Raw genomic sequence first — 10,926 nt, 5'->3', positions numbered from 1 at the left:
GAAAGAATTAGACTGCCTGCTTTCGAAGGCGCCGGCGTTCCCGCTCGGACAAACCGCCCCAGATTCCAAAGCGCTCGTCATTGGAGAGTGCGTATTCCAGGCACTGGGAACGGACGTTGCATGCGGCGCAGACTTTTTTGGCATCGCGGGTGGAACCGCCCTTTTCAGGGAAGAACGCTTCCGGGTCCGTCTGGGCGCACAGTGCATCAGCCTGCCAGCCCAGGTCGCCTTCGTCGGCGTAGGAATCCCCAAAGCCGGGAAGCCCAATCCAGATCTTGCGTTCCTCGGTCTCTGCCGGTGCCGGGAAAAGCGAGATGGGCGGATCAAGGAGATCAGCGGGATCGGGCGCTTCCTCTCCCCCGGCCAAAGCCTCGTGGGCGGCGAGGAAGGCCGTTGCGGCGTCCTCAAGGCTGGCAGCACCTTCCCGGTAGCGGTCGGCCGCTTCCGGATCCGCGGGGTCGACATACCAGTCGACGGGTACGCCCCGAGAGCCGTAGCTGGCCGAAGCCTGCGCGGCGATGTCCGTCCGGTCCTGCATTTTGTCTGCTTGCCCCATGGAGTCCTCCCGGTGTAAATGCCCCAGCAGCGGATATCTGGATTCACACAGGCGACAATCAGCCTGCTGTGAACGCATGTCGGTCATGGTTTGCTGGAACAAATCCGTTCCCTAATTACACGCGTGTAATACGTCCCCGTCAAGCTGTTTCGGCATCCTATAGAGTCGGAGGCGTCCGGCGTCGGCGCGCCACGCCGTAAATTTGCGCAGGGCTGCCCCTCTGCAGCCCGCCGGAATCCACCAGCACGCCTCACCGAAAGCCAAAGCCATGACGGAAAACCCGGTCCCATCCATACTGTCCACGCTCCGGACTGAGCAGGCTACCTCACCTGCGCTGATCTGGTACGGACCTAACCACGAACGGATTGAGCTCTCCGGGAAGGTCCTGGACAACTGGGTTGCCAAGACCTCGAACTTCCTGGTGGAGGAACTGGACGCTGAACCGGGGACCACTGTCCAGCTTGAACTGCCCGTGCATTGGAAGACCCTTGTATGGGCTCTCTCCGCCTGGCAGACCGGCTGCTCAATTGCCTTATCGGCCGTCGACGGTGCACAGGTAAGGGTTACGTCGGAGGAACCTGCTTCGCGTTCGGCAGGCGAAGTTGTGGTTGCGGCGGCTCTCCCGGCCCTGGCCATGTCCTGGCCGGGGCAGCTCCCGGCCGGAGCGGTCGATTACGCGGCCGAAGTCCGCGCCTACGCTGACACTTACGCCGGTGAGGAATACCGGGACTCCCCCGCGGTGGCTGTGGCTGCCGGGGCCGAACCGGGCACGGCGTTCACTGATCTTTTGGCACGGCATGCCCCCGAGGGTGCCGGCTCCGGCCACCAGGTGCTCCTGGCACCCGCAGAAGCCGGCATGTCCGGCGTCCTGGCTGCCGCCCTGGGCGTGTGGGCGTCGGGAGGCACCCTGGTGCTGCTGGGCGAGGGTGTGCAGTCCACTGAACGCCTGATGGCCGCTGAAAGGGTTACTGCTCGGCTTGGGGCTTGAGCGGCTTGCCCGGCTCTGCGACTGACTGGGAGCGCGGCCTGGCCTGCTCCGGTACCGGCTCGGCGGGCTGCCGCTCCGGATGGAGGGTCAGCTCCATGGCGTCCTCCACCGCTTTGTCCGCCGGGACGGCGTTGAAGACCCAGTAGCGGTAGGCCAGGAACCTGACGATTGTCGCTACGCCGATTCCGACAACGCCTGCCAGGAACAGGGTTCCGTTGTCCGTGATGCCCATCGGGTAGCGGGCAATCCAGGTGAACCCGGTGGAAATAAAGATGCCCACGCCGTTGATCAGGATGAATTGGGTGAACTCCTTCGCCACATTCGTCTGCCGGCGGTGGCGGAAGGTCCACCAGCGGTTCGCCACCCAGGAAAAGAGGGTCGCGATAGTGGCACCGGCGAACCGCGCCTTGGCGGGACTGCCTTCCATGATGGAGTGCATGAAGAACCACGTCAGGCCGTTATCCACCACGAACGCGACCGCGCCCACGGTGCCGAATTTCGCCACTTCACGCCAGAAGGCGGACGCGAGCGACCTGAGCCAGGAAATAAAACGTGTGATCATGACCCTCCGCGGCCAGTAGTGCCCGAAAAATGATTCCTGTCCGGGCGGGGCTATCCCCGTGCGCTGGCACGGCGGAAAGACCATAGTTTACCCGCTGATGATGGGAACTGGCCGGGAGGGGTGCCCGGAACCGCTGACACGGAGCGGGAATGGGCCCCGCTTTCGGTAACCTGTAGAGGTGAGATTTCCAATAATCGGCGTTGTCGGCGGCGGCCAGCTGGCCCGGATGATGGCCCCGGCGGCCACTGAGCTCGGGTTTGAACTGCGTGTCCTGGCCGAAGCACCAGACGTTTCCGCTGTTCCCGCAGTCTCCCGCTCCGTCGTCGGCGATTACACCGACTACGCCCAGCTGCTCGAGTTCGCCAAGGACGTGGACGTCCTGACGTTTGACCACGAGCACGTTCCCGGAGAGCACCTGCGGGCGCTGCTGGCGGAGGGCGTCAACGTCCAGCCCGGCCCGGACGCCCTGCTCCATGCCCAGGACAAACTGGTGATGCGTGCTGCAGTGGACCGGCTGGGCCTGCCCAACCCGCGCTGGGCCGCCGTATCAAGCGTCGCGGACCTGGTTGACTTCGGTAAGGCCGCTGGCTGGCCCGTAGTACTGAAGACCCCGCGCGGCGGTTATGACGGCAAGGGCGTCCGGATCATCGACGATGCCGCGGCAGCCGCCGAAGCCGCAGACTGGTTCACCGGCCCGGCCCTGCTGGCTGAAGAGAAGGTCCCGTTCACCCGCGAGCTGTCCGCCCTGATCGCCCGCACACCGGGCGGCCAAAGCGCTGCCTGGCCCGTGGTGCATTCCATCCAGGTAGACGGAGTCTGCGACGAGGTCATTGCACCGGCTCAGGACCTGGATCCCGACACTGCAGCCGCAGCGGCCGCCGCAGCGCTGCGGATCGCGGACGAACTTGGTGTCACCGGCGTGATGGCCGCAGAACTGTTTGAAACGCCCGGCCGCGGCGTCGGGTTCCTGTTCAATGAACTGGCGATGCGGCCGCATAACTCCGGGCACTGGACCATGGACGGATCCGTCACGGGCCAGTTCGAACAGCACCTGCGCGCAGTCCTTGACCTCCCGCTGGGCAGCACCGGGCTCCTTGGCGAAGTCGTGGTCATGAAGAACTTCCTGGGCGGAGACAACCCGGATCTGTTCAAGGGCACGCGGGCAGCGATGGCCGCCGTTCCTGCCGCGAAGGTCCATAATTACGGGAAGTCGGTCCGGCCCGGCCGGAAGATCGGACACGTCAACGTGGTCGGCGCGGAGGTCTCGGATCTTCCATCCGTGCGCAGCAGCGCAGAACTGGCAGCCGCCATTATCCGGGACGGCCGGGAACCTATCGAGGAGAAGGCATGAGCACCGCCAAAACGCCGCTGGTCGGCCTGGTCATGGGGTCTGATTCAGACTGGCCGGTCATGGACGCTGCCGCAGCGGCACTGGCGGAATTCGGCATTCCGTATGAGGCCGACGTCGTCTCCGCGCACCGGATGCCGGAGGAAATGATCGCGTACGGCAAGGAAGCACACCGCCGCGGCCTGCGCGTGATCATCGCAGGTGCCGGCGGCGCCGCCCACCTGCCCGGAATGCTTGCTGCCGTGACGCCGCTGCCCGTCATCGGTGTCCCCGTTCCGCTCAAATACCTCGACGGCATGGACTCCCTGCTGTCCATCGTCCAGATGCCCGCGGGCGTCCCGGTAGCCACCGTGTCGATCGGCGGGGCCCGCAACGCAGGGCTTCTGGCCGTCCGCATACTGGCGGCGGGTACCGATCCCCTGGCCGCAAGGCTGCAGGAGCAGCTGATCGATTTCGCCGGCGAGCTTCGCCAGACCGCGATGGCCAAGGGCGCCCGCCTGCGGACCTCTGTCCCGGAAAACGCGTAGGCAGCGCGGATGGCCAGGACAGGCACCGGAGCTCCCGGACTCCTTTACACGGATCCGGTGCGCTACCCGCAATCCGCCTCTCCCCAGGTACGCACCAAGCGCGCGTTCCTGCTGCTGTTCCTGACCCTGGTTCTGCCTGGTTCGGCTCAGATCGTGGCCGGCGACCGCCGGCTGGGACGGCGTGCACTGCAGGTGACCTTCATGGTCTGGGCCGCGGTGATCGCGGTCCTGGTCCTGGCCCTGACCAACCGCATCCTGCTGGTGAACATCTTCACCAACGGATGGGCGTCTTTCCTGATCATGGCCGTCCTGGCGCTGCTCGCCGCCGGCTGGGCCTTCCTCTTCCTGAACACTTTCCGGATCATCCGCCCTCCCCTGCTCCAGCGGAACGTCCGTCCGGCAGTAGCGGGTGCTCTGGCGGTGCTGATGGTCGTCACCAGCGGCGGACTGGCGTACGGCGCCTGGCTGCTCAACGTCAGCCGCCAGACGTTCGGCACTATCTTCGCTTCGGGCCCGGCACTGGATCCCGTGGACGGCCGCTACAACTTCCTGCTGATGGGCGGAGACGCCGGGGCGGACCGCACCGGCCTCCGGCCGGACAGCATGTCCGTTTTCAGTGTCGACGCCGACACCGGCCAGATCGTCACTTTCGGCCTGCCCCGCAACTTTCAGAATGCCCTGTTCACGGAGGACTCCCCGCTTTGGCAGGTGTACCCGGAGGGGTACAACTGCGGCGACGAATGCATCCTGAACAGCCTGTACCAGGTCGTCACGGACAACTACTCCGATCTCTACCCCGGCTCCGCCGATCCCGGTGCCGAAGCCATGATGGACGCAGCCGGAGGCATCCTCGGCCTTGAAGTGCAGTCCTACGTCATCGTGGACATGGAAGGGTTCTCCACCCTGATCGATGCCATGGGCGGCGTGAAGATCAACGCCGGCGGCTGGGTTCCGATCACGGCGGCGGAAATCCCCGGCACCAACCTGCACTACCCGCCGGACGGCTGGATCGCGCCGGGCGTCCAGACCATGGACGGCTACACGGCCCTCTGGTACGCCCGGTCCCGCGAATTCGTGACGGACTATCACCGGATCGCCCGCCAGCAGTGCGTCCAGCAGGCCATGGTTGCCCAGCTCGACCCCACCACGCTGCTTACCAGGTTCCAGGCCATCGCCTCTGCGGGCGAGCAGGTCGTTCACACCGACATCCCGCAGGACGCCCTGGGCAGCTTCGTCGATCTGGCGCTGAAGTCCAAAAACCACGAAGTCCAGCGCATGACCATTGGCCCGCCCGATTTCGGCACGGCCGCCGAGAATTTCGTGACCTATCCGGACTTTAACCTCATTCACGCACGGGTGCAGGAAATGCTCTCAGCGACGGACGCGGCGGCGGAAGCCGCTGAGGCTGAAGCGACCAACGGGTCCGACGCCGAGGAAGCACCGGCAGAGGAAGCACCGGCGGTCCCGGAACAGGACACAGCCATCGGCGCAGAGACTCCTGCAGAAGCTCCAGCCGCTGAAGCGGGCCCCGAGGTCACCGAGGAGTACCTGCAGGAGCTTGCCCGGATCGGTGACACTGCCACGCTGGGTATGCTGCTGGACAACAACGGCGTGTGCAGCGCAGGCTGACTTCGAGAATCACAGTGCCGGGCTGCACCGGCCATCCGACAGCGTCCTGAGGAAGAACCATGTACCTGCTTGCCGGAACCCTCCGCCCGTATGCCTGGGGCTCCCGAACCGCCATGGCCGAGCTGTTCGGCCGCGATCCCAGCGGTGAACCGGAAGCGGAACTCTGGTTTGGTGCCCATCCGGGCGCTCCGTCACTCCTGGTGGAGTCCCCCGGCGGCTTTTCCACTCTGGACGAGCTGATCAGCAGCGACCCGGAAGCGACCCTGGGCCGCGAGAGCGTCGCACAGCATGGACCGGAACTGCCTTTCCTGGCGAAAGTCCTTGCTGCAGGGTCGCCGCTCTCCCTGCAGGTCCATCCCACGCAGGAACAGGCCCGGGCAGGCTTTGAATCCGAAGACGCTGCCGGGGTCGACCGGTCTGCAGCGGACCGCAACTACAAGGATCCCAACCACAAACCCGAGATGATCTTCGCCCTGAGCGACTTTGAGGCGCTGTGCGGCTTCCGTTCCCCGGAAGAAGCGGCACAGCTGTTCCGCGCCCTGGCGGCTCTCGTGGAGGCCTCCGGCCGCCCGGCCCCTGTCCTGCTGGTGGAAGCGGCGTCCGATCTTGAATCCGGCCGCCCCGAGGCGGAACGGCTGGAGAAGGTGTTCCGCCGCCTGATCGCCGGGGACGAGGATGTCAGGGACGCGGTGGCCACGGCAGCTGCAGCCCTCCGTTCGCTGGACGAAGGTGCCAGGGCCGGCCTGGATCCGGCGCTGGCAGGACTGGAAGTGCTCGACGGCTATTATCCCCAAGACCCCGGGGTCCTGATCTCCCTGCTTCTCAACCGGGTCTCATTGGCTCCCGGGGAGGCCATCTACCTGCCCGCCGGGAACGTGCATGCCTACCTCAGCGGGCTGGGCGTGGAAGTCATGGCTTCCTCGGACAATGTCCTGCGCGGAGGTTTGACGCCCAAGCACGTGGACATCCCGGAGCTGTTGCAGACCATCGATTTCCAGTCCCTGGGCATCCCGCGGGTGGAGGCCCACACCAGCGGCTTGGGCCAGGAAGTGTACCGGCCGCCGTTTAGCGAATTCGCGCTGCAGCGGCTGGAGCTGGTGCAGTCCGCCAACGGGGCGGAGAGCATGTCGGCCTCGGACGTGCCCGTACTCCAGAACGGGCCCACACTGGTCATTGCGCTCCGCGGCTCAGTGGTCCTGGACTCCCCGAAACAGGACCTGGTCCTGCACCCTGGAGACTGCGCCTTCATCCCGGCGGAGGAAGCCCCGGTGATCGCGAAGCTCGCCGCCCATTCAGCCCAGCACGACGACGGCGCCCTGGCCTTCGCCGTTACGGTCGGCGCCTCGGGCGCAGCCAACGTCCCGGACGAGCCCCAGCTGGACCTCTAGGGCGCCGTCCCCGCGGGCAGGGTCAGCGCCTTACCCGGGCGGCCACTGAGGAAGCCACCCCCCGGGCACGGCGCAGGGCCGTCTTGGCCAGCGGCAGCGCCGTCGTGAATACCGGATACAGCGGGGACAGCGGCTTGTCCCAGGTCCCGGCCAGCAGGTCTTCGTGCTGCGCCCAACCCGTCTTGAACTTGGACACGCCGTCGTTGAGCAGCCCGTTGAAGTCGTAGCGGGTGACTCCCCTGTCCTTCATTTCCCGGATGGCGAACCATTTGAGCGCATAGTTGGCCCGGAGGCGTTCGCCTTCTTCACTCATGCCGCCGTAGAGTTCGAAGGCAGTGTGTCCGCTGGCGGAGAGCCACAGGAAGGCCACGACGTCGTTTCCCTTGAACGCGGCGTAGACCGGTGAATCAGCCCCCAGGTTCTCGAAGATGTCCTGGTAGTACCGGTCCTCGTGGATGCCGAATCCGGCGCGTTCAGCGGTCTCCTTGTAGACGGCGAGGCACTGCGGGATCTCTGCGGCCGTCACGGCGCGGTAGTCCAGGTCCTCCCGGCCGGACTTGCGGATGTACTGCCGGTGCTTCTTGCTCATTCCGGCCAGCAGGTCCTCTTCGCTAAGCGTCAGGTCCAGGATCAGCGTTCGCGGAATGAGGATGGTGTTGGTGCTCCGCCGGAACCCTGCAGCCGGCAGTGCGGCGGTAGCTGGAGCAGCGTCGTCCCAGTCCGGCTCGATCGTCAGGGCCACTGCCCCGTGGTGTGCTTTGGCCCAGCCGGCGACGGCGTCGAGCATGGCGTTCTCCCGTCCCGGCTGCCCCTGCGGTCCGCGCGGAATGTAGGCCAGGGCCCGGAAGGGAAACGGCAGGGGCCGCAGCAGCAGCTGGGCGGTGCCCACTACCCCGGAGCCCTCGGAGAGCAGGAGCCGCTCCACACGCCAACCGTGATCAGCCTTGGTCTTCCCCCATCCCCACAGCTGCTGGGGATGACCGTTGAACTGGTTGACGTACTCGTTCCAGCGGGTGGGATCAGTACAGGGAGTAACGCTCAGTGTCATGACATCAAGCCTACGTGGAAGCCGGCACCGGGCTGGAACACGGCGGTTGCTATGCAGCTGGAACCGGCGGGGCGGTATATAGTAAGCAGGCTTTGCTAGGCTCGACTATGGCTACTTCGACCCCCAGCGCATCCAGTCCGTCGGAACCGTCTGCTGATGGCCGGACCGGCTTCGGCCGCCGGGACCTGATCCGCCAACTGACGGTGACCGCCTCCTTTATCCTCTGCATCATCGGCTCGGTGATCGGCGTCGGCGTCTTCGGCGGCACCCGCATCGCCGAAGCTGCAGGCGGGGCCCTCAGCGCCGATGCCACTTTCCTGGCACCGGCGAGTCCGGCCTTCTCCATCTGGTCCGTCATCTACACCGGCCTAGGCGCCTACACGGTCTACCAGTGGCTGCCCTCACAGCGATCGGCACCGCGGCAGCGCTCACTGGGCTGGCTCGTGGCCGTCTCCATGCTGCTGAACGCGGCCTGGATCCTCAGTGTGCAGGCGGGCTCAGTGCCGCTCTCCGTGGCCGTGATCGCCGCGCTGCTGGTCACTTTGGCCATCGTCTTCAAGCGGTACTCCCGCAGCCGTCCCGACAGCTGGCTCGGAGCCATAGTCGTCGACGGAACCCTGGGGCTCTATCTTGGCTGGGTCTGCGTGGCCATCTGCGCCAATATCGCCTCTGCCCTGACCGCCGGGGGCTTTGACGGGTTCGGCCTCGACCCGGTCCTCTGGGCGGGCATTGTGCTCGCGGCAGCTGCAGCCGTCGGGATCGGGCTGGCCGTGTACGGCCGCGGACGCCTGGCACCGGCCGCGGCTCTCGCCTGGGGCCTTTCCTGGATTGCGGTTTCCCGGGTCACCGGCGAACTGGTCTCGACGGCGACGGCGGTCCTGGCAGCGGCTGCGGCCGCGGTGGTGGTCATCGCGACGGTCGCGGCGCGGGTCGCCGCTGTCCGCCGCGGCTAGACCTTGCGGCAGGGCCGGAACACAGGAAGGGCGGGCCGGAAGACTCCGGCCCGCCCTTCCTGTATTGGTTCCTAGCGCAGGCGCGCGTAGGACTCCCACTTGTGTGACTGGTGCTCGCCGTCGACCACGCGGATGGTTCCGGACTTCGAGCGCATCACGATCGACTGGGTCAGCACGCGGTCCTTCTTGTAGCGCACGCCGCGGACCAGGTCACCGTCGGTGATGCCCGTCGCAGCGAAGTAGCAGTTGTCGCTGGTGACCAGGTCATTGGTGGAGAGCACGCGGTCAAGGTCATGCCCGGCGTCGATCGCCTTCTGCTTCTCCTCGTCCGAGGTCGGCCACAGCCGGCCCTGGATGACGCCGCCAAGGGTCTTCACGGCGCAGGCAGTGATGATGCCCTCGGGGGTTCCGCCGATGCCCATCAGCGCGTCGACGTCGGTGCCCTCGCGTGCAGCGGCGATGCCGCCGGCGACGTCGCCGTCCATCAGCATCCGGGTGCGGGCGCCGGCGTCGCGGATTTCCTGCACCAGCGGCTTGTGCCGGTCGCGCTCGAGGATCATGACGTTGAGCTGGTTGATCTTCTTGCCCTTGGCCTTGGCGATCAGGTGCAGGTTCTGTTTGACCGGGAGGCGCAGGTCCACCATGTCGGCGGCTTCGGGGCCGGTGACCAGCTTCTCCATGTAGAACACGGCGGAGGGGTCGAACATGGTGCCGCGCTCGGCAACTGCGAGCACGGCCAGGGCGTTGTTGATGCCCAGGGCGGTCAGGCGGGTTCCGTCGATCGGGTCGACGGCGACGTCGCACAGCGCACCCGTTCCGTCGCCAACATGCTCGCCGTTGTAGAGCATGGGTGCTTCGTCTTTTTCGCCCTCGCCGATGACAACCACGCCGTTGAAGTGGACCGTGGAGATCAGGGAGCGCATTGCGTCGACGGCAGCGCCGTCGGCGGCGTTCTTGTCACCGAAACCGACCCAGTGGCCGCCGGCGATCGCTGCGGCTTCGGTCACCCGGACCAGCTCGAGAGCCAGGTTCCGGTCCGGCTCGTCATCACCGACGGCCAGTGCGGGAGAAAGAGTTGAGTACTGGGCACCTTGGGACACGTTAACCTCATCTTCGAAATTCAGGCCCGCCCAGGACATGGTCCCGGACAGCGGCCTGCAGCTGATCCTTGATCCGATCATAGTCGCCGTGACACGGACCTCACCGCTGGAACGCTGTTTTGGGCCGCTTTCAGCTGCTCCCGTACCCCGGCGGCTTGGCCGTAAATAGGACTTGACCCCCCGGATAGGCGATTATGGAAGGGTGAGTGAGCAGCAGCCGGAGAATCCCGTAACCCCCACCTTGACCGCCAAGCAGGCCAAACGTGCCAACGCGAATGTCATTGGCATGCTCATTGCCACCGGGATCACGCTGGCAATCGTCCTCATACCGGTGCTCCTGAACCCGTATCAGAAGCCTCCGGTGCGGGACGTAGACGTCCAGGCCATCGCGGGCGAAGCTGCCGGCGACGCCGGGTACGATCCCCTGGCTCCCGATCTGCCCGAGGGCTGGACCGCCAATTACGCCCGCTGGGACTCGGGAGTCAACTCCGGCGTTCCCGCCTGGGAAGTGGGATATCTCACTCCCGATACCGAATTCATCCGCCTGACGCAGACCGCCGAAGCCAACCCGACCTGGATTTCGCAGACCACCCGGGACTCGCTCGTGGCCGGTGAGCGAACCGCCGGAGGAGCCGCGTGGCAGCTGCGGGACAGCGCCAACGGGGAAGCGCACCTGGTCACGGAGGTCGAGGGCATGACCGTCATCCTCAGCTCCGAAGCCGGCCTTGCCACCGTTGACGTCCTGGCCGAGGCCGTCCTCCAGGACCTCGCGGCCCCCTCCGGCAACTAGCAGCCGGACCGTTTCACCCGGCGGTAACAGAGCACCG

Annotated in this window: 11 protein-coding genes; 7 read left to right on the top strand and 4 right to left on the bottom strand. The window is 66.2% G+C overall.

The annotated features are described in order from the left end of the window. Positions 1–7 precede the first annotated feature (7 nt). Entirely contained in the window at positions 8–556 is a 549-nt protein-coding gene (locus NF551_RS04760; protein WP_229971964.1) for a WhiB family transcriptional regulator, read from the bottom strand. A gap of 268 nt (positions 557–824) precedes the next feature. Here NF551_RS04760 and NF551_RS04755 point away from each other — a divergent pair, with 268 nt between their 5' ends. Continuing rightward, the gene (locus NF551_RS04755; protein ID WP_227895130.1) at positions 825–1,544 is read left to right on the top strand and encodes a TIGR03089 family protein; all 720 of its coding nucleotides are present in this window, start codon (positions 825–827) and stop codon (positions 1,542–1,544) included. On the opposite strand, the gene NF551_RS04750 is transcribed toward NF551_RS04755, so the two are convergent. Beyond that, positions 1,522–2,106, bottom strand: a complete 585-nt coding sequence (locus NF551_RS04750; RefSeq protein ID WP_227895134.1) for a GtrA family protein — start codon at positions 2,104–2,106, stop codon at positions 1,522–1,524. The two genes, NF551_RS04755 and NF551_RS04750, sit on opposite strands and share 23 nt — an antisense overlap. A gap of 178 nt (positions 2,107–2,284) precedes the next feature. Between NF551_RS04750 and NF551_RS04745 the strand changes: the two genes are divergently transcribed. The 4 genes from NF551_RS04745 to manA are packed head-to-tail and all read left to right on the top strand — an operon-like array spanning position 2,285 to position 6,998. After that, entirely contained in the window at positions 2,285–3,457 is a 1,173-nt protein-coding gene (locus NF551_RS04745; protein WP_227895135.1) for a 5-(carboxyamino)imidazole ribonucleotide synthase, read from the top strand. Beyond that, the gene (gene purE, locus NF551_RS04740; RefSeq protein ID WP_227895137.1) at positions 3,454–3,981 is read left to right on the top strand and encodes a 5-(carboxyamino)imidazole ribonucleotide mutase; all 528 of its coding nucleotides are present in this window, start codon (positions 3,454–3,456) and stop codon (positions 3,979–3,981) included. The genes NF551_RS04745 and purE overlap by 4 nt, the downstream gene beginning before the upstream one ends. A gap of 9 nt (positions 3,982–3,990) precedes the next feature. Then, positions 3,991–5,610: an LCP family protein gene (locus NF551_RS04735; RefSeq protein ID WP_227895139.1), complete on the top strand. Its 1,620-nt coding sequence runs from the start codon at positions 3,991–3,993 to the stop codon at positions 5,608–5,610. A gap of 59 nt (positions 5,611–5,669) precedes the next feature. Then, positions 5,670–6,998 (top strand): mannose-6-phosphate isomerase, class I, encoded by a 1,329-nt coding sequence (gene manA / locus NF551_RS04730; RefSeq protein ID WP_227895141.1) that lies wholly within the window; start codon positions 5,670–5,672, stop codon positions 6,996–6,998. 22 nt (positions 6,999–7,020) lie between these two features. Here manA and NF551_RS04725 read toward each other — a convergent pair whose 3' ends face one another. Next, entirely contained in the window at positions 7,021–8,046 is a 1,026-nt protein-coding gene (locus NF551_RS04725; RefSeq protein WP_227895143.1) for a lipid II:glycine glycyltransferase FemX, read from the bottom strand. A gap of 107 nt (positions 8,047–8,153) precedes the next feature. Between NF551_RS04725 and NF551_RS04720 the strand changes: the two genes are divergently transcribed. Next, complete coding sequence (locus tag NF551_RS04720; protein WP_227895144.1) at positions 8,154–8,999, top strand: TspO/MBR family protein; 846 nt, start codon at positions 8,154–8,156, stop codon at positions 8,997–8,999. Positions 9,000–9,070: 71 nt separating this feature from the next. Here NF551_RS04720 and glpX read toward each other — a convergent pair whose 3' ends face one another. Continuing rightward, complete coding sequence (glpX, locus tag NF551_RS04715) at positions 9,071–10,138, bottom strand: class II fructose-bisphosphatase (protein ID WP_227895340.1); 1,068 nt, start codon at positions 10,136–10,138, stop codon at positions 9,071–9,073. Between the two features lie 163 nt (positions 10,139–10,301). Between glpX and NF551_RS04710 the strand changes: the two genes are divergently transcribed. Further along, complete coding sequence (locus NF551_RS04710; protein WP_227895147.1) at positions 10,302–10,889, top strand: DUF4245 domain-containing protein; 588 nt, start codon at positions 10,302–10,304, stop codon at positions 10,887–10,889. The last annotated feature ends 37 nt before the right edge of the window (positions 10,890–10,926 follow it).

The sequence above is a fragment of the Arthrobacter caoxuetaonis genome (assembly GCF_023921125.1).
GTDB lineage: Bacteria > Actinomycetota > Actinomycetes > Actinomycetales > Micrococcaceae > Arthrobacter_B > Arthrobacter_B caoxuetaonis.
The sequence above is the reverse complement of the archived record's forward strand: the minus strand, read 5'-3'. Positions and strand labels throughout refer to the sequence as shown.

Coding starts and splice junctions, on each gene's coding strand:
- NF551_RS04755 (WP_227895130.1), top strand. CDS start 825: ATGACGGAAAACCCGGTCCCATCCATACTGTCCACGCTCCGGACTGAG.
- purE (WP_227895137.1), top strand. CDS start 3,454: ATGAGCACCGCCAAAACGCCGCTGGTCGGCCTGGTCATGGGGTCTGAT.
- NF551_RS04760 (WP_229971964.1), bottom strand. CDS start 556: ATGGGGCAAGCAGACAAAATGCAGGACCGGACGGACATCGCCGCGCAG.
- glpX (WP_227895340.1), bottom strand. CDS start 10,138: ATGTCCTGGGCGGGCCTGAATTTCGAAGATGAGGTTAACGTGTCCCAA.
- manA (WP_227895141.1), top strand. CDS start 5,670: ATGTACCTGCTTGCCGGAACCCTCCGCCCGTATGCCTGGGGCTCCCGA.
- NF551_RS04735 (WP_227895139.1), top strand. CDS start 3,991: ATGGCCAGGACAGGCACCGGAGCTCCCGGACTCCTTTACACGGATCCG.
- NF551_RS04725 (WP_227895143.1), bottom strand. CDS start 8,046: ATGACACTGAGCGTTACTCCCTGTACTGATCCCACCCGCTGGAACGAG.
- NF551_RS04720 (WP_227895144.1), top strand. CDS start 8,154: ATGGCTACTTCGACCCCCAGCGCATCCAGTCCGTCGGAACCGTCTGCT.
- NF551_RS04750 (WP_227895134.1), bottom strand. CDS start 2,106: ATGATCACACGTTTTATTTCCTGGCTCAGGTCGCTCGCGTCCGCCTTC.